We start from the raw sequence: 18,622 nt of genomic DNA on the forward strand, positions 1-18,622 counted from the left end.
GATCAGCCCGCCCGGTCCGCCGGCGGCGGCGTCATCGCCATGCGCGCCCCGCGCGACGGCACCATGCCCAGCCGCCAGGCCTCCCACGGGGTGCCGGGTTCGACGCCGCGCTCCAGCAGCAGCGCGTACGCCTCCGCGTACTCCTCCAGGTCCAGGTCGCGTCCCTCGTAGGTGTCCCGCAGCAACGTGGACAGCCCCTCGCGCGCCTCGGCGGCGCCGTCCTCGGTCAGCAGCGGCAGCAGCGTGCACTGCAGGAAACGCGACCAGTCCGCGCCCCGGCGGTCGGGCAGCGCGGTGAAGAGGCGCTCGGCGTCGCGCAGCAGCTCCAGTGCCTCCGGGACGCGGCCGTTGCCCGCGTCTATCACGGCCAGTTCGACGCAGGACCAGGCCTCGCCGTGCGGTACGCCGATCCGGCGGAAGTCGGCGCGGGCGTCCTGGAGCAACTGGCGGGCGAAGCCGCTGTTGCGGAGGCTGCCGGTCAGGGCGGCCCGCTGGTCGCGGGTGACCCGCGCCGAGTGGTGCCGGGCGCAGGCCAGCCCGTAGACGTCCCGCATGCGGCTGAACATCGTGCGGGAACGCTCCAGGGCCCGCAGCGCCGGATCGAGCTCCCCGGCCTCCTCCAGCGCCTGGCCGAGGTAGTACAGCGACCACGCCTCACCCCGGGCGTCCTCGTTGGCCCGGTGGCGCACCAGGGCGTCGCCCAGGATGCGCTGCGCGGCGGGGGCGTCGCCGCGCAGGAGGCGGGCGCGGGCGAGCTGGGTGGCCGTCCAGGCGGTGCCGCGCGGATCACGGGTGGCCGCGTAGGCCTCGCCGGCGGCCCGGAGTTCGGCCTCGCCGCGGTCCGCGTCGCCGACCGCCAGCTGCCACTGCCCGAGTTGCAGATGGGCCCACGCCTGGCCGTGCACGCTCTCGCTCTCGCGGTGCAGGGCCAGCGACTCGGCCAGCAGCTCGCCGGCCTCCGCCAGCCGGCCCGCGTCGCGCAGCACCGCCGCCAGCGCGTGCTGCGTCCACGCCCGGTCGGCGCGCAGTTCCTCCGCCGCCTGGAGCTCCAGGGCCTCGCGGAGCCTGGCCTCCGCCTCGTGCAGGCTGCCCTGCTGCTGGAGCGTGATGCCGAGACTGCACAACGCGCGGGCGGCGCCCGCCGGGTGCTGCGCCTCGAAGTACAGGTCGACCACGGACGTCAGCGTGGAACGGGCCTTGTCGAGTTCGCCGAGCTGCCGGGCGGCGATCCCCGTGCGCCACTGCACGGAGCGCACCAGCACGTTCTGGTCGGCCTCGCGCTGGTGCCGCTGCGCCAGTTCGCTGATCTCGCCCAGCCGGTACAGGTCGCCGCGCAGCAGGCAGTAGTCGCACAGCGCGCCCAGCAGGTGCTGCACGACCCGCTGGTCGACGCCGTCGGCCTGCCGCAGCGCGGCGGTGATGAAACTGGACTCCTCGTCCAGCCAGCGCAGTGCGAGGTCCAGCGACGCGAAGCCCTGCGGCCCGAAACGGTCCGCCCGGGTGGAGGTACGGCCGTCCACCAGGCGGATCACGGAGTCCGCGAGTTCGGCGTAGCTGCGGATCAGCCGCTCCTGGGCGGCGGCCCGCTCGTCCGGGTCCTCCTCGTCGAGCAGGCGGGCGTGCGCGAAGCGGCGCACCAGATCGTGCAGCCGGTAGCGACTGCCGCGGACGTGCTCGATCAGCCCGGCCGCGGCCAGTTCGCCCAGCCGCCGTGCCGTCTCCTGCTCGTCGGCCGCCAGCAGCGCCGCGGCCGCCGCCGCCCCGAGACTGGTGCGCCCGGCCAGCGCCAGGCGCCGCAGCAGCCTGCGGGCGGGTTCCGGCTGGTCCTGGTAGCGCAGGGACAGGGCCCGGTCGACCGGGTCGAGCGGCCCGTAGGCGCCGAGTTCCGCCGCGAGGGCCGCCGCGCCGCGCAGGGGCAGCGAACTGCCGGCGACGCGCAGCGCCAGCGGGAGCCCGCCGCACAACCGCCGGATCTCCTCCGCGCCGGCCCCGGCCGCCCCGGCGTCCCCGCCGAGCTCGGTCAGCAACTCCCGCGAGGCGCCCGCCGCCAGGGGCTCCACCGGCAGGTCGTGGACGCGCGCGGCCGGCACGTCCAGGGCCAGCGGCCCGGCCGCGGTCACCAGGACGAGGCTGTCGGAGCGTTCGGGGACCAGGGCCCTGACCTGAGCGGCGTCGGCCGCGTCGTCCAGGACGACGACGACCGGCACCCCCGTCAGCCGCTTCTGGTACTCGTCGGCCAGGCGCCGCAGATTCTGCTCCTGGGAGGTGCGCTCGCGGAAGAGCAACTGCTCGCGGGGCGCGCCCAGCCGGTTCAGCAGGTGCAGCAGCGCGTCACGGGTGGGCAGCGGCCGCTCGCCGGGGGCCGCGCCCCGCAGATCGACCACGCAGGCGCCGCGGAACTGGTCCTTGAGCTGCCGGGCGGCGCGCAGGGCCAGCGTGGTGCGCCCCGAGCCCGCCGGACCGTGCAGCACGACGACCACGGGCCCGCTGTCGGGGGAGACGCGCGCCTGGCGCACCCACTGGGCGATCAACCGCAGATGGTCCCGGCGACCGGCGAACGGCCCGTCGGTGGACGGGAGTTGCGCGAAGGACTGCTCCAGGACGCTGCGGCCGCGCGCGGCGGCGCTGCGGTCGGTGCGCCGTTGCGCGGGCAGGGCCGGACCCGGCGCGGGTGCCGGGGCGGTCGCGGTGAGCTGCCGCTCCAGGAACGGGCGGACGCCGCGCCGGTCCACCGCCTCCAGCCAGGCGCGGCGCAGTTCGCCGGGGCGCCCGCCGCCCGCACCGGAGCCGCCCGCCGAGCAGGCCGCCGTCGTGGCCGCCCCCGCCACCGCGACGACCGCGGCGGCGCCCAGGGCCGTACCGGCGCCGGTGCCCCAGCCGAGGTCGGCGACGCACGTGGCGACCGCGGCCACGGCGGTCACCAGGGCGGGGGTGCCGAACGCGGCGCGCCGCCCGGCGCGTTCGGCGTCCCGGGCCGCCGCGTAGGCGGTGTACTCGCCCGCGGCCTCGTCCGCGATCGTCTCCAGTGCCGCGCGCCCCCTGCGCAGCAGTTCGTCGCCGTCCTCGGGGTGCCTGCGCCGTCGTTCTCCCGCGACGGCCCGCTCCAGCAGCCGTAACACCTCCGCCCGGTCGGACGGGTGCAGTTCCGCAGTCCGCTTCGTCAACGCGGTCCCCCTCGGTCGCCGAGCCAGGCCCCAAGTGTCCTGCCGAACCCGCCGTATCGCGACACCATCGGTGCGGCCGGGGCTGCGGAAGCGCGGAGCGGGCCGGGCAGGCGCCGGCCACCGGCCCGTTCCGCGATTTCCTCCCCGCTTGTGCTGCTTCGTACCCCCGGTGCCCTGGCGCAAAGGTGACTTGGCACCTGCTGGACAGCGGCGGGGTGCTGACCCCCGCCGTCCGCGGCGACATGCTGACTCGCCATGAGACACATGAACAGCAGGTGGCGGCCGAGGGTCCGGAGCCCGCGACCGCGCTACATGGCGGCCGCCGCCCTCACGGCGCTGCTGGCGGGTCTGACGGCGACGCCCGGCGCGGCCCAGGACACCGGCCGGGGCGCCGCGCCGGCCGCGGGACAGCCCGGCGCACAGGACCGGGCCGCCGGGCCGGCGGCCGGGGTCACCCGGCACCAGGTCACCCTGATCACCGGTGACCGGGTCACGCTGGAGACGGACCCCGCGGGCCGGCAGAGCGTCAGCGCCGAGCCCGCCGCGGGGCGCGAGCACATCACGTTCGTCAAGCGGCAGCAGGGCCGCGACTGGACGGTGATACCCGCCGACGCCCTCCCCCTGCTGGCCACCGGCCGCCTCGACACGGCGCTGTTCAACGTCTCGGCCCTGGTCAGGGGCAAGTACGCGGAGCGCCCGGCCCTGCCGCTGATCGTCCAGTACGCGGGCGACGCGGGCACCGCCGAACGCCGGCTCGCCACGGCCGGGGCCGAGCGCGTCGACGCCGTCAACGGGACCTCCTTCGCGACGCTGGCCGAACGCCCCGAGGACGCCGCGCGGTTCTGGCGGGGCATCGCCCCCGGCCGGGCGGACGTCACGTCCCTGGGCGCGGGCGTGCGCCGGGTGTGGCTCGACGGCCGGTCCAGGGTCCAGGCCGAGGATTCCGTGCCGCGCATCGGCGCCCCCCACGCCTGGGAGAAGGGCTGGACGGGCAACGGCGTCAAGGTCGCGGTGCTCGACACCGGTTACGACCCGAACCACCCGGACCTGGCGGGCGTGGTCACCGAGTCGGCGAACTTCACCGGCGAGCCGAACACCGACGACCTGATGGGCCACGGCACCCACGTGACCTCGACCATCGCCGGTTCCGGCGCGCTCTCCGCGGGCCGCTGGAAGGGCGTGGCCCCCGGCGTGCGCATCCTGTCCGGCAAGGTGTGCACCGCGGACGGCAACTGCGACAACTCCGCCATCATCGAGGGACTGGCCTGGGCCGCCCAGCACGGCGCCAAGGTGATCAACCTCAGCCTGGGCGACACGGACACCGCGGAGACCGACGCCGTCGAGGCGATGGTCGACACCGTCAGCCGTGACTACGGCGTCCTGGTGGTGGCCGCGGCCGGCAACAACGGCTCCGGCAGCAAGGTCTCCTCGCCCGCCTCCGCGGACCGCGCGCTGGCCGTCGGCGCCGCCGAGACCGACGACGACCGCGCCGTCTTCAGCTCGGTCGGCCCGCGGACCGGCGACTCCGGCCTCAAGCCGGACGTCATCGCCCCCGGCGTCGGCATCGTGGCCGCCCGGGCCGGCGGAACCACCGCCGAGGACGGCTACATCACGATGGACGGCACGTCCATGGCCACGCCGCACGTGGCGGGAGCCGCCGCCGTCCTCTTCCAGCAGCACCCGGACTGGACCGCGGAGCAGGTCAAGCGGCAGCTGATGCAGTCGGCGACCGGTGCCAAGGAGCACGGCGCCTACTACCAGGGCGCCGGGCGCGTGGACGTCGCACGCGCCGTCGACCAGGAGGTCGGCGCGGATGCCGCCGCGCTGGACTTCGGGCTGGTCCGCTGGACCGACGCCCAGCGGCCGCCGGTGAGCCGGAAGATCACCTACCGCAACCCGGGCGCCGCGCCCGTCACCCTCCGGCTCCGGCAGAACGCGAGCACCGGCAGGCTCGACCAGCCCGCGCCCGCCGGCCTCTTCCGGCTCAGCACCGACACGGTCACCGTGCCCGCGCACGGGACCGCGGAGGCCACCCTCACCGTGACCCCGGAGGCCACCACGCTCTACGCCGCCTACAGCGGCGTGGTGAGCGCGGTCTCCGCGGACGGCGGGGTCTCCGTCCGCGTCCCGTTCGGCATGGACCTGGAGCAGCCGTCCCACGACCTGCGCATCACCCTGAAGAACCGCGCGGGCGCTGCCCCCGACAACGCCTACCTGCTCGTCGAATCGGCCGACGGCAAGGCCTACGAGCAGGAACTGCTCGGCAAGGGCAGCACCACGTTCCGGCTGCCGAACGACACCTACTCCGTGACCGGCTTCTTCTTCAACGCCGACTTCACCGAGTGCGTCGTGGTCGGCGACCCCGAGGTAGTGGCCACCGCCGACCGCGCCGTCACCATCGACGCCCGGAAGGCGAAGCCCGTCACGATCTCGGCCCCCAGCCGGTCGGCGCGCATCATCTCCACCGAGGTCGGCACCATCGGCCTGCACGACGAACTGCTCTCCGTCACCGTGAACAACGCCATCGGCGACGACCACATCGCGGGCCTGTACGCGACGCCGACAGCGCGCGCCAGGCACTCGGCGTTCACCTACCTGGTCAGCTCCATCTGGGGCGAGCCCGCGGCCGACGACGGCAACCCCTCGTCCGCCTACTACCTGACCCGGCCGGTGCACGGCCAGATCCCCGCGGACCCCGGCTACCGCCCCCACCGGTCGGAACTGGCCCGGGTGACCAGCACCTTCGCCGCCACCGCCCCGGGGACCACCGCGGCCCGCTTCATCTACATGTACGTCGACAACGTCCGGTTCACCTCGCACCGGATGCAGGGACTGACGGTCCCCGAGCGGCGGGTCGACTGGTTCTCCGCGGCCGACGGGCTGCGCTGGTCGGCCGCCTTCGACCAGTGGAACTTCTTCGACCCCGACAGCCCGCGCGGGCAGAGCTACCTCAGCACCATCCACGGCTACAAGGCCGGCTCCCGGGTCGAGGAGCACTGGAACCAGGGAGTGCAGGCCGCCGGCTTCTCCCCCGAGGAGGTGAACACCTACCGCGAGGGCGACGACATGGTGTTCGCGATCCAGGACGCCGCCAACGGGAACCTCGACCTGGTGGCCGCGACGTCCTCCGTCAACGAGCCGAAGTGGGAGCTGCGGCGGAACGGTGAGACCGTCCCGTACTTCTACGGCTACGCGGCGGTGCCCACCGACACCACGCCCGCCGACTACCGGCTGACGCTCGACCAGGACCGCGACCTGGCCCCGCTCAGCGCCGTCTCCACACATCTGCGGGCCGAGTGGGGCTTCCGGTCGCAGACCCCGTCGGCACGGCAGGCGCTGCCGCTGTACGCGGTGCGCATGGCGCCGGAACTGGACGAGTGGAACCGGGCCGTTGCGGGCAAGCGGCTCGACATCCCGGTCCTGGTCCAGCGTGCGGTGGGCGCCGCGGAGTCGCCCGTCCGCACCTTCACGGCCGAGGTCTCCTACGACGAGGGCAGGACCTGGCAGCCGGCCGCGGTCAAGGGCTCGGGCACGCACCGCACCGTGACCGTGGACAGCCCGCGCCGTGCCGCGGGCGGATCGGTCAGCCTGCGCACGTACGTCAAGGACGCCGCGGGCAACTCCTTCCGGCAGACGGTGATCAGGGCGTACCTGCTCAAGTAGTGGGCGCGGGCCCGCCGGAGACGTTCCGGCGGGCCCGTCCGCCGTCCGCCCGGTCTCTCAGAGCCAGTCGCGGCGTGCCGCGTGCCAGCCCAGCTGCATGCGGGTGGCGACGCCCGCGAGGCCCATCAGCCCCTGGACGCGGCGCTGGACGGTGCGCTTGCTCACGCGGAGCTGCCCGGCGATCGCCTCGTCGGTCAGGCCGGCGACCATCAGCGACAGCAGGTGCCGGTCCTCGGCGGCCAGCGGCGCCGGTTCCTCGGGGCCCGCGCCGCCGATCCGCCCCTCCTCCGTCACCCGGAGCGGGGCGCCGACCTCCCAGTAGCGCTCGAACAGGTCGATCAGCGCCTCCAGCAGGCTGCTCTCCCGCACCAGCGCCGCCGTGAGCTCCTTGGGGTTGCCGGGTCCGGCGGAGGAGGCCAGCGGCAGGACGGCCACCGACCGGTCGGCGATCGCCATCCGCAGCGGCAGCCGGGGCACGGCACGCGCGGTCTCGCCGGCGCGCACCCCGGTGACGACGTTGTCGACCGAACCGGGGTCGTCGAAGTACGCCTGCTCGTACAGGACCCGGTAGAGCACGCCCCGCGCGTGCGCCGCGAACTGCTCCTGGTTGCTCTCCGGGGACATGGCCACATAACCGGCCTTGCAGAACCATGTCATCTCGTGGCGGCTGCCGTCCTGGAGCTGCCGCAGCCGCTGGCGCAGGGCGGCCGCACCGCTGATGATCTCGACCGCCTCGCCCCCGACCCGGGTCCGCGCGGCGCGCTGGTACGTCTGCACCATCTCGACGACGGCCGCCCGCGTGCGGTCCAGGGCCTCGGAGTGGCGCTGCAGCCGCGGCACGAGGGCGACCTCCGGCGGGATGGCCGCGAACCAGCCGGGACTGTCCTCCACCGGGTACGCCAGTCCCTTGGCCTCCAGCGTGAGCAGCAGCCGCCGGACCGCGGCGGCGTCGAGGCCGCAGCGGCCGGAGAGCGCCTCGGCCGACGCCGACTCGGCGACGAGCAGCAGGCGGTACACATCGCCCTCGGCTGCCGTGAGGCCCACCGTCTCCAGCATCTCGCCCCTCCCTTCACCGCGGGTGTCGTCCGGCGGTCGATTTCATCAGCACATCCGCCCGGGGACAACGTCCGTTGCCGCGGGCAACCGCCCGACGGTGCCGGGTGGGCCGGGAGAGGGGAGGCGTTCGCGTCGGCCCGGGGGCGCGGCAGCTCGGGCCCGTCAGACGTCGACGGTACCCACGCGGCTCCCGCACAACTGCGACCAGTCGTCACGGTCAGAGGTGAGGACCAGAACAGGGGCCGGGGAGCGCAGGGCCAGCGCGGCGACGAGGGCGTCGATCGCGTACTTGTGCCCGTGCAGGCCGCCCGCATCCAGCAGCAGGCGTACGGCGGTCATCGAGTCTGCTTGGCTGACCTGCTCGACCTGGAGCCGGGAGAGGATCCAGTCGAGCCGCGCGACATCCGTTTTGGCGTGGACGGCCTCGACCACGGTGAGAACGGAGACGAGGACCGGCACACCCGCCCGGCGGGATGCCTCGATGCGGGTGACCGTCCGCCGGTCATTGCCGAGCAGAAGGGACAGCGCCTGGGAGTCGAGGACCAGCGATCGCGCTGCGGGCTCCTTCACGCGGCGTTCGGTCCGGTTTCGCGGGACTGCTGTTCTTCGCCGAAGAGTTCACGGTGCGCCGCCTCGATCTCCTGATCGGTGAGCGCGCCGTGCTCGGCCTCGTGGTCGGCGACGATCTCGGCCAGACCGTCCATGGCGAGCTGGTGCCGGACCGCCTCGGTGATGTAGGCGGACACGCCACGTCGGCCGGCACGCGCGCGCAATGCTCCGACCAGTTCCGACGGCAAGGACACGGAGATGTTCTCGGTCGATCCGGTTCGGTTCGTCTTCACGGGACCAAGTGTACGACAAGAACTATTACAGTTCCGGGGCGGCGGCCTACACCCGGATACACCCCCGCATACCGTGGGGTTCCGCCACGTGAAGCGGGGCGCGGCGAGGATGCAGTGGGTCCGCGCCGTCGTGATGGGCAAGGATGGGGGCATGCCGAACCGTCTCGCCGACGCGACCTCGCCGTATCTGCTCCAGCACGCCGACAACCCCGTTCACTGGTGGCCCTGGGGCGAGGAGGCCTTCGCGCAGGCGCGGGAGCGCGGCGTGCCGGTGCTGCTCAGCGTGGGGTACAGCAGTTGCCACTGGTGCCACGTCATGGCCGGCGAGTCCTTCGAGGACGAGGAGACCGCCGCGTACCTCAACGAGCACTTCGTGTCGGTGAAGGTCGACCGCGAGGAGCGGCCCGACGTCGACGCCGTCTACATGGAGGCCGTGCAGGCCGCCACCGGGCAGGGCGGCTGGCCGATGACGGTGTTCCTGACCCCGCAGGGCGAGCCGTTCTACTTCGGCACCTACTTCCCGCCGGCCCCGCGGCACGGCATGCCCTCGTTCCGGCAGGTGCTGGAGGGCGTCGAGGCGGCCTGGCGGGAGCGCCGCGACGAGGTCGGCGAGGTCGCGGCGAGCATCGTGAAGGACCTGGGCGCGCGTTCCGCGGCCTTCGCCGGGACGACCGCGCCGGGGGAGCAGGAACTCGCCGCGGCGCTGCTCGGGCTGACCCGGGACTACGACGCCACGCACGGCGGGTTCGGCGGCGCGCCCAAGTTCCCGCCGTCGATGGCCCTGGAGTTCCTGCTGCGGCACCACGCGCGCACCGGCTCCGAGGGCGCGCTCCAGATGGCCGCGGACACCTGCGAGGCGATGGCCCGCGGCGGCATCTACGACCAGCTCGGCGGCGGTTTCGCGCGCTACTCCGTGGACCGGGAGTGGGTGACGCCGCACTTCGAGAAGATGCTCTATGACAACGCCCTGCTGTGCCGGGTCTACGCCCACCTGTGGCGCGCCACCGGCTCCGGCCTGGCACGCCGGGTCGCCCTGGAGACCGCCGACTTCCTCGTCCGCGAACTGCGCACCCACGAGGGAGGGTTCGCCTCCGCGCTCGACGCCGACAGCGACAAGCCGGGCGGCGGCCACGGCGAGGGGGCGTTCTACGTCTGGACGCCCGAGGAGCTGGCGGACGTGCTCGGCCCGGCGGACGCGGCGCTCGCCGCCGCGCACTTCGGGGTGACGGAGGAGGGCACCTTCGAGGAGGGCGCGTCCGTGCTGCGGCTGCCCGCCGACGCCGGGCCGGCGGACAGCCACAGCACCGAGCGCATCGCCTCGGTGCGCGAACGGCTCTTCACCGCGCGCGAGGCCCGTCCGCGCCCCGGCCGTGACGACAAGGTCGTCGCCGCGTGGAACGGGCTGGCGATCGCTGCGCTGGCCGAGACCGGTGCGTACTTCGGGCGGCCGGACCTGGTCGCGGCGGCCGTGGCGGCCGCCGACCTGCTGGTGCGGGTGCACATGGACGAGCACGGCCGGCTGGCCCGTACCTCGCGGGACGGCGTGGTGGGTGTCAACGCCGGTGTGCTGGAGGACTACGCGGACGTCGCGGAGGGCTTCCTGGCGCTCACCGCGGTGACCGGCGAGGGCGTGTGGCTGGACTTCGCCGGGCTGCTGCTCGACTCCGTGCTGCGGCACTTCACCGGCGAGGCCGGGGCGCTCTACGACACCGCGGACGACGCGGAGGCGCTGATCCGCCGGCCCCAGGACCCGACCGACAACGCCGCGCCCTCGGGCTGGACGGCCGCGGCCGGGGCCCTGCTGTCGTACGCCGCGTACACCGGGTCCGACCGGCACCGCGAGGCCGCCGAGCGGGCGCTCGGGGTCGTGGGTGCCCTCGCGGGCCGGGTGCCGCGGTTCATCGGCTGGGGTCTGGCGGTCGCCGAGGCGGCCCTCGACGGTCCCCGCGAGGTCGCCGTGGTGGGTCCGGCGGGCGATGCCGGAACGGCGGCGCTGCACCGCGTGGCGCTGCTGGGCACCGCCCCGGGCGCGGTGGTCGCCGTCGGGTCGCCCGGGGGCGACGAGTACGCCCTGCTGGCCGACCGCCCCTTGCTCGGTGACCGCCCGGCCGCCTATGTCTGCAGGCACTTCGTGTGCGCGGCGCCGACCGCCGACCCCGGGGCGCTGGCGGAGCAGCTCGGCGCGCGCTGAACGGGACCGCGTCACGACGTCATGTGCCCCTTTCGTCGGGTGATTTGATGGGTTATCAGTCGATATGTGATGCGGTTGCGGGGCATCCGGCGGAAAGTGTCCGGTTCCGGACATGGCCGGCGGGAGTGGGTGATCATGACGCGTGGGGCGGTGCCGGTAACCGGGCGGCAACTGCGCAGTGCTCACTGTCGGTGACGCGCTGTGGGGCGCGGCCCCTGCGTCCCCGGGGGTCCGCCGGGAATTGAGTGCGGGTTTTCGCCCGCCGAACTGGTGCCCTACGTACCGAACGGGCGCCATGTCCGGGTTCCGGCGGAGTGTCTGCTTCCCGTTGGTATTCGGCACCCTGTGGCCGGGCGCGGACGCCCTCATTCGCGGCGGTGCCGGCCGCCCCGCGCCGCGGACGGCGGGCCGCCGCCGCACCGGAGGCCGACCGCAGGTCGGGCGGCCCTGCGTCCGGCCGCCGGCCGCGCGGTGCCGCACGCGCGGCCGGCCCGATGCGCGCGACGGGGAAATGTAAAGGCGCGCGGAGTGCCGGGCGTGTATTCCGTAAAGGGTCCGCAATGCACGGGAGTTCTCTTTTTGTTTTGCGGCCCTGTCCGGCCGTCGATTTCCTCGGGGCGCCGCCTTTTCCGGGGAGTCCCGAACGGGGCCGCGCCGGCGATCTTGAAGTCGCTTACGCAGAAGCACTTCTGGCGGAGTGTCAGAAAACGGGGGAGTCCGGCGCGTCATCTGGACAACATGTGCCCGTAACAAACTCTTTTACCCGCGGGCTTCCGGGGCCCCTGTATAACTTTCTTACTCCGACTCGGAGGGGGGGTGAGTGCTCGATGGCACTCACGATTCACGGGTGCGGGGCCGCTTGGGGTGCGGCGCCGCGTGGTCCGGAATGCACGGTGCCGAAGGCGGCGAACAGCTGCCGGCTCCGCAAGCGCGGCCGTACCGGCCGCTGTCAGTGGTCCCCGCCGGGCCGGGGGGCGACACCGGCGCGGTGAGCCGGCCGGGTCGCGTCCGGCGTTCCGTATCCGCGTCCGGCGTCCCGTGCGGCGGGGGAAAACCACTGGCAGGCGGGGTGGTGCGGGCTGGTACGCCGCACCGGCCGACGCCTCGGCGATGTCTCCCGGCTGCCCGTACGGGTGCCCGGCGTGCCGCGGGCCCGTCGGACCCGACCGGAAGCAACCGGCCGTCACCTCACCGCGCGTCGCTCCGTGTCCCCGGGCGGCGGGGCGGCTCCCGCTCCGTCGTGCCCCCCTTCCGCCGTGACCGGTGGACCGGGGGCGGTGGGCCGGGAACGGCGGATCCATTCGTCCCGGCTGTTCGTTCACCCGCGCTTCACATGTATTCCACGCTGATGTCGGCGCCACGCGTTTCCCGTCAAGGTCCCATCAGGAGGCAGTCCCATGGCCAGAATCTTCATCGTCGGTTCCGGAGTTGTCGGCACCGCCACCGGCAAGGGTTTTCTCCATGCCGGTCACGAGGTGACATTCATCGATGTCCTGCCGCAGCGGATAGACCAGTTGCGTTCGGAAGGACTCGACGCACGCGACACCCTGGACCTGCGCGCCGAACCCGGCGCTTTCCTCTTCCTCACCCTCCCGACGCCCAACGTCGGGCACCGCTACGACCTGTCCGCGTTCGAGGCGGGTTCCACCTCGGTGGGCGAGGCGCTGGCGGACGCGGCGGAGAAGCACATCGTCGTGGTCCGCTCCACCGTGCCGCCGGGCACCGCCGAGGGGCTCGTCCAGCCGCTGCTGGAGAAGTACTCGGGCGGCCGCCTGGGCGAGGACTTCATGCTCGCCAGCAACCCGGAGTTCCTGCGGGCGGCCTCCGCCGTCGAGGACTTCCGCTACCCCTGGATGACCGTGATCGCCTCGCGCAGCGCGCGGACCCGGGAGCGGCTGGCCGAACTGCTGCTGCCCTTCGGCGGGGAGATGCGCTTCTTCTCGGACCCGGCGGAGGCCGAGTTCGTCAAGTGCGCGCACAACATCTACAACGCGACGAAGATCAGCTTCTGGAACGAGATGTGGCTGGTCAGCCAGTCGCTCGGCCTGGACCTCGATCCCATCGCGCAGACCGTGGCCCGCTCCGCCGAGGGTTCCTACAACCCGCTGTACGGCATCCGCGGCGGCGCCCCCTACGGCGGGGTGTGCCTGCCCAAGGACACGCAGGGCTTCCTCGGCCTGGCCGACACGATCGGCCTGGACATGCCGCTGCTGCGTGCCGTCGTCGCCGTCAACGACACCCTCGCCGAGAAGGTCGACCAGGAGGCGGACGCCCTCACGGCCGACGTCGCGTAGGGCGGCCGGCCACGCCCCGCGGCGTGGCGCACGCCCCGGCGGGCCCGGCCCCGGAAGCCGCCGGGGCCCGGGCGTCCCGGTCCCGGCCGACCCCCCAGGACCGAGGACACTCCCCTCCCGGGCCCCGGCCCCGCTCGCCCCACCTCAAGCAAGCTGTCGCACCGCCCATCACGAGAACAGGCACATGAGCGGATTCTTCGACACCACCGTGCTCGACTTCCGGTACTACCTCGTCTACCTCCCGCTCGGCATCCTGGGCCTGGTGCGCTGGACGTGCTGGCTGGTCCGCCGGGCCCCGGCGTCCCTCTACCGGCCCGTGGCGGGCGACTTCAGGCTGCCCATGAGCATCGTCGTCCCCGTCTATCAAGAGGACCCCGAGATCTTCGCCCTGGCGATCGAGTCCTGGCTGGCGAACGACGTCGAGGAGGTGGTCCTGGTCATCGACGTCACCGACCAGGCCTGCCAGGACATCGCCGCCCGGTATCCCGTCACCGTCGTCATCACCGACGTCCCGGGCAAACGGGACGCGCTGGTGCGCGGCTGGGAGGCGTGCCGGACCGAACTCGTGGCGCTCGTCGACTCCGACACGATCTGGGCGGACGACGTGGCGGCCGAGGCGTGCAAGCCCTTCGCCGACCCGAAGGTGGGCGGCGTGGGCACCCGGCAGAACGTCTACAACCCCAAGGGCTTCCTCCAGCGCGTGAACGACATGTTCCTGGACTACCGGTACTTCGACGAGAACGCCGCCCAGTCCCGGATGGGCCGCGCGGTCTCCTGCCTGTCCGGCCGCACCGCGGTCTACCGGCGGAAGCTGCTGCTGGAGATATCCGAGGACTTCATGGCCGAGACGTTCATGGGCGTGCCCTGCATGTCGGGCGACGACAAACGGCTGACCACGCTCATCCTGGAGCGCGGCCACCTGGCCTTCATGCAGCGCTCGGCCCGGGTGTGGTCCACCTTCCCCGGGACGGTGCGGATCTTCCTCAAGCAGCGGCTGCGCTGGGCCCGCAACACCTGGCGCTCGGACCTGCGGGCCCTGTCGCGCCGCTGGGTCTGGCGGCACCCGTTCCTGGCCTTCACCATGGTCGACAAGGGGGTCAGCAGCTTCACGCTGCTCTTCTCGCCGATCTTCATGACGCTGGCGATCGTCCGCGAGGACTGGTTCTTCGTGGCGTGCCTGGCCGGCTGGTGGTGGATCAGCCGGTCCATGAAGATCCTGCCGCACTTGGTCCGCAAGCCCTCTTCGTTCTTCCTGGTGCCCGGCTTCGTGGTGGTGTCGTTCGTGATGGCCGTGGTCAAGCTGTGCGCGCTGGCCACGATCCGCAAGCAGCGCTGGCTCACCCGCCAGGTCTCGGTGGAGAACGGCGTCGTGGTCCGTACGGCCTCGGTCCCCGCGCAGGACCGGTCCGCCCAGTCGGAGGTGGTCGCGTGAGCACCGCGCTGCGCACTCTCGCCGTGGCCGTGGTGACGGCCCTGTCCTCCGCGGTGCTGACCGCCGTGCTGCCGTCCGCCGTCGCGGTCGCCGCCGGCGACCCGGACGCCGCGGCCTGGGAGCGGACCGGCCGCCCCGAGCGGCTGATGGTGATCAGGCCCGGCACCGTCGCCCTGGTCAGCCGGGGCACCGTGGTCCGCCGGCTGTATCCGCAGGCGGGCGCCGTTCCCCTGAGCTGGCTCGCGGCCAACACCGGGCACGACTGGGTCGCCCGGCAGACCGGCGGGGACTCCGCCGTCGAAGTGCGGACCGCGGTGCTGCTCACGCCCGGCACCACCCTGCGGATCGGGCCGGACACCGGGAAGGTGCTGTTCGCCGCGGGTTCGACGGCCGCCTCGGGCACGTGGATCCGCGGCAGCAGGGCCACGCTGGAGGTGCGGGACGCCACCCTCGCGTCGGTCGGCGAGGACGGCAAGGAGCCCGCGCCCGAGGACGCCGCCGGCCGCCCGTACCTCCTCATGGGGGCGGGCGGACGCCTCGACCTCAGCCACAGCACGGTCACCGGGTTCGGCCTTCCCGGCTCCGGCCCCGGTCTCAGCGGGTTCTCCGGCGTCACCTGGGGCAAGGGCAGCACCGGTTCCGCCGCGGGCTCCTCCTTCGTGGGCAACCGCACGGGCCTGCGGCTGGCCGGATCCACCGGCGTGAAGCTGTCGGACGTCACGGTCAAGGGCTCCCTCGAGGACGGCGTGGTGCTGAACAGGGACGCCGGCACCGTCATCGAGAACCTGACCTCGCAGGACAACGGCCGCAACGGCCTGACCGCCGGAGGCACCGACGGCCGCGCCCTGACCGGCGTCGCCACGTCGGGCAACCGCGGCAGCGGCATCAAGGCCACGGCCCAGAGCGGCCTGCGGCTCACCGGCGTCACCTCGCAGGGCGACCAGGGCGGCGGCATCCGGTTGGTGTCCTGCGCCAAGTGCGCCGTGGACACCGCCACCGTGCACGGGGCCCCGGTCGCCCTGGCCGTCTCGGGCGCGGGCAGCGACGTGTCCGTCGACGAGCCGCACTTCAGCACGGGGGCGACCGGGATCAGCCTCGCGGCGGGCATCAGCGGCGCCACCGTCACCGGGGGCACGGTCCAGGGCTTCGAGCGCGGTATCGCCGTCTCCGGCTCCGATGTGACGATCCGTCAGACAGCTGTCAGTGATTCCCCCACGGGGATCACGGTCTACGGGCAGGCCCGCCAGGTGGCGCTGCGGGGCGTCACCGTGCGCGGCGGACGGGTCGGGGTCACCGCCTCCGACACCACCTCCGGTGTGGCACTCACCGACGTGCGGGTCAGCGGCACCACCAGGAAGGGCCTGTCCTCCGCGTCACCCGGACTGCGGGTGACCGGCGGCTCGGTGTCCGGCGCGACCACCGCCGTCGACCTGGGCGCGTCGGCCCGGCTCGACCATCTGACGATCAGCGGCGCCCGACGGGGGCTGCACCTCGCGGCCGGTGTGCACGCGAGCGGCACCGCGCTGGACGTACTGGCCGAACGCAAGGGGATCGAGGTCGGCCGCGACGGCCGCATGGATCTCACCGACTCCCGGGTCCGCGCCCCCATCGCGCTGTTCGGGCCCGGCGCCGTGCACCGCAGCGGCCGCACCCAGGTCACCCTCCCGCCGTTCCCCTGGCTCGGATTCGCCGCCCTGCTCGCCCTGACCCTGGCCGCCGGGATGCAGACCGTCCACCAGGTCAGGCATCGCAGGACGCCGGCCCCGCAGGTCGCCTCGCACGTACGCAACACCGCCTGATCCGCGGGGCCGCCGGACGGCGGCCCCGCGCGTCCCACCACCCGCCACCACCCGCCGCCGCTCCGTCCCGGCGGTCACCACAGGAGCCGCACCATGAGAGACCGCCGTCGCCCCACGACGTCCGCCTGCTGCGGACCTTCGACCACCGCCACCGCCACCGTCACTGCCGTCACCGCCCCGCGCCGGCTGCGGGCGCTCACCGCCACGCTGACCACGACCGTGCTGGTCGGCGGCGCGCTCACGCTGTCCGCCGGGCCGGTGTCGGCGGCGACCTGCGCGGGGCAGATCCGGTACGCGTCGAGCACCAACACGATCTACCTCCAGTCCGGCACCGCGAGCCTGTCGGACATCGCCTCGCTGTGCGCGTCGGCGCCGCTGCGGCTGGTCGACGCGGCCAGCCGCACCTGGGAGCTGAGCGCGGACCTGGTCGTGCAGAACGGCGCGACCCTCCTCCTGCACGGCTCGTCGGCCGCCGGCGGCGGTGACGTGGACACGCTGCGGCTGCGCAGCCTGGCCGACAGCGCGGCGACCAACGTCAACTCGATCACGGCCCAGTACGGCACGATCGACATCGACTCGGTCGCCATCACCTCCTGGGACGACGCGGCGGGCGGCCCGGACACCGACCCGAGCGTGCCCGACGACGCGCCGCCCGTCGCGCGCGGCCGCTCCTTCATCCGGGCGCTGTCGTTCCTCGACGCCGACGGGGTCCCCCGGGAGTCCCGGATGGACATCGTCGACAGCGACCTCGGCTACCTCGGCTACTACGCGGCCGAGAGCTACGGGGTGGCGTACAAGGGCCGCGGCTGCGACGCCGCCCATCTCGACGCCTGCGCGGCCCTCGACGTCCACGGCTCGGAGATCCGCAGCCGGTTCCACCACAACTACATGGGCACCTACACGTTCAACGCCCAGGGCATGGTCTTCGACGGGAACGAGTACGACCACAACAAGTCGTACGGACTGGACCCGCACGACGACTCCGACAACCTGACCATCACCGACAACCACTCGCATCACAACGGCAACCACGGGATCATCTGCTCCCAGCGCTGCGACCACCTGCTGATCGCCCGCAACGAGGTCGACCACAACGGCATCCCGCCGTACCTGCCCCCGGGCGACACCGACGCCTCGGACAACCAGGTGCACGGCATCATGATCCACCGCGGGGTCACCGACACCGTGATCGAGGACAACAACGTCCACGACCAGCCCAACGGCGCGGGCATCGCCGTCTTCGACAGCAGCGACGACATCATCCGGAACAACACCGTGAGCGGGGCCGAGTACGGACTGCGCTACAGCGTCGGCGCGAAGGACATCAGCACGTACGGCAACACCGTCACCGACAGCGTGCAGTACGCGGTCTTCACCTACCAGGGCTCGGACCTCCCGGCGTACACCAATGCCACCGGCCGGCCGACGGACCTGACCTTCACCGGGAACGTCTTCGACACCACCGGCAGCAACGCGGTCAAGCTCAACCAGGCCGACGGCACGGTCTTCACCGGCAACACCTTCACCGGCGACTTCGACTCCGGCGTGCTCACGCAGTACACCACCGGCACCGTGTTCGACGGCAACACCGTGCCCGGCTCGCTCGGCTACACCGTCAAGGGCGACGCCGTCACACCCGGCGGCATGGTCTTCAAGAACGCCGCCCAGACCACCAAGGTCCAGCTGGACCAGGTCAGTTCGGCGTCCTTCACCAGCGGCAGGGGCACGGTCCACCGGGTCGCGGGCTTCCCGGGGATGGCCACCGCGCTCACCCCGGCCGGCGGTACCGCGACCCTGACCTCCGCAGCGGTCGGCACCTCGTCGGTGAACGTCACCCCGCTGCCGCTGGCCGTGCTGCCCGGCCGCGGCACCGCCACCGCGCGGGTGCCGAACGGCGCGGCGCCGTACCAGGCCCTCGTGGCGGTGGGGACGGCCGGGACGGACCTGGCCTTCCGGGCCGGCGGACTCACCCCCGGGGCCCGGTACGCCCTCACCGCCGGCGGCGCCACCGTGGCGACCGGCAGTGCGGGCAGCGACGGCACGCTGACGCTGCACACCGCGCCGTCCGGCACCGCGGAGGTGGACTACCGCATCGTCAGCACGTCCTGACGTCACATCAGCACAAGCGCAGATAACGACGGCACACGCGGGACACCGGGCGGAGCGGGCCCAGGAAAGGAG

The 18,622-nt window shown here is 73.5% G+C and carries 10 protein-coding genes; 6 read left to right on the plus strand and 4 right to left on the minus strand.

Going from position 1 to position 18,622, the window contains the following annotated elements:
* Window positions 1-2 precede the first annotated feature (2 nt).
* Window positions 3-3,143 carry a tetratricopeptide repeat protein gene (locus ACIP9H_RS09125; RefSeq protein ID WP_401958630.1) on the minus strand — a complete coding sequence of 1,047 codons (3,141 nt, stop codon included), beginning with the start codon at window positions 3,141-3,143 and terminating at the stop codon, window positions 3-5.
* Window positions 3,144-3,419: 276 nt separating this feature from the next.
* Here ACIP9H_RS09125 and ACIP9H_RS09130 point away from each other — a divergent pair, with 276 nt between their 5' ends.
* Complete coding sequence (locus ACIP9H_RS09130) at window positions 3,420-6,827, plus strand: S8 family peptidase (protein ID WP_401580861.1); 3,408 nt, start codon at window positions 3,420-3,422, stop codon at window positions 6,825-6,827.
* Window positions 6,828-6,884: 57 nt separating this feature from the next.
* On the opposite strand, the gene ACIP9H_RS09135 is transcribed toward ACIP9H_RS09130, so the two are convergent.
* The 3 genes from ACIP9H_RS09135 to ACIP9H_RS09145 form a co-directional block, all read right to left on the minus strand.
* Window positions 6,885-7,883, minus strand: a complete 999-nt coding sequence (locus ACIP9H_RS09135; protein ID WP_401580859.1) for a helix-turn-helix domain-containing protein — start codon at window positions 7,881-7,883, stop codon at window positions 6,885-6,887.
* 162 nt (window positions 7,884-8,045) lie between these two features.
* Window positions 8,046-8,453 (minus strand): PIN domain-containing protein, encoded by a 408-nt coding sequence (locus tag ACIP9H_RS09140; RefSeq protein ID WP_401580857.1) that lies wholly within the window; start codon window positions 8,451-8,453, stop codon window positions 8,046-8,048.
* Window positions 8,450-8,725 (minus strand): hypothetical protein, encoded by a 276-nt coding sequence (locus tag ACIP9H_RS09145; RefSeq protein ID WP_401580855.1) that lies wholly within the window; start codon window positions 8,723-8,725, stop codon window positions 8,450-8,452. The genes ACIP9H_RS09140 and ACIP9H_RS09145 overlap by 4 nt, the downstream gene beginning before the upstream one ends.
* 151 nt (window positions 8,726-8,876) lie before the next feature.
* On the opposite strand from ACIP9H_RS09145, the gene ACIP9H_RS09150 reads away from it, so the two are divergent.
* From ACIP9H_RS09150 to ACIP9H_RS09170, 5 genes are all read left to right on the plus strand, one after another.
* A complete protein-coding gene (locus tag ACIP9H_RS09150) occupies window positions 8,877-10,916 on the plus strand; it encodes a thioredoxin domain-containing protein (RefSeq protein ID WP_401580853.1) in 2,040 nt (679 codons plus the stop codon).
* Between the two features lie 1,397 nt (window positions 10,917-12,313).
* On the plus strand, window positions 12,314-13,210 hold the full coding sequence (locus ACIP9H_RS09155; RefSeq protein WP_401580851.1) for a 2-dehydropantoate 2-reductase N-terminal domain-containing protein: 897 nt from the start codon (window positions 12,314-12,316) through the stop codon (window positions 13,208-13,210).
* A gap of 184 nt (window positions 13,211-13,394) precedes the next feature.
* The gene (locus tag ACIP9H_RS09160) at window positions 13,395-14,642 is read left to right on the plus strand and encodes a glycosyltransferase (protein WP_401580850.1); all 1,248 of its coding nucleotides are present in this window, start codon (window positions 13,395-13,397) and stop codon (window positions 14,640-14,642) included.
* Window positions 14,639-16,441, plus strand: a complete 1,803-nt coding sequence (locus ACIP9H_RS09165; protein WP_401580848.1) for a right-handed parallel beta-helix repeat-containing protein — start codon at window positions 14,639-14,641, stop codon at window positions 16,439-16,441. Before ACIP9H_RS09160 ends, ACIP9H_RS09165 begins: the two co-directional genes overlap by 4 nt.
* A gap of 93 nt (window positions 16,442-16,534) precedes the next feature.
* Complete coding sequence (locus ACIP9H_RS09170; protein WP_401958439.1) at window positions 16,535-18,550, plus strand: right-handed parallel beta-helix repeat-containing protein; 2,016 nt, start codon at window positions 16,535-16,537, stop codon at window positions 18,548-18,550.
* Window positions 18,551-18,622: the final 72 nt, after the last annotated feature.

Source organism: Streptomyces sp. NPDC088732, from assembly GCF_044751205.1.
In the GTDB taxonomy this organism is placed as follows: Bacteria; Actinomycetota; Actinomycetes; order Streptomycetales; family Streptomycetaceae; genus Actinacidiphila.

Coding starts and splice junctions, on each gene's coding strand:
- ACIP9H_RS09150 (WP_401580853.1), top strand. CDS start 8,877: ATGCCGAACCGTCTCGCCGACGCGACCTCGCCGTATCTGCTCCAGCAC.
- ACIP9H_RS09160 (WP_401580850.1), top strand. CDS start 13,395: ATGAGCGGATTCTTCGACACCACCGTGCTCGACTTCCGGTACTACCTC.
- ACIP9H_RS09135 (WP_401580859.1), bottom strand. CDS start 7,883: ATGCTGGAGACGGTGGGCCTCACGGCAGCCGAGGGCGATGTGTACCGC.
- ACIP9H_RS09130 (WP_401580861.1), top strand. CDS start 3,420: ATGAGACACATGAACAGCAGGTGGCGGCCGAGGGTCCGGAGCCCGCGA.
- ACIP9H_RS09170 (WP_401958439.1), top strand. CDS start 16,535: ATGAGAGACCGCCGTCGCCCCACGACGTCCGCCTGCTGCGGACCTTCG.
- ACIP9H_RS09155 (WP_401580851.1), top strand. CDS start 12,314: ATGGCCAGAATCTTCATCGTCGGTTCCGGAGTTGTCGGCACCGCCACC.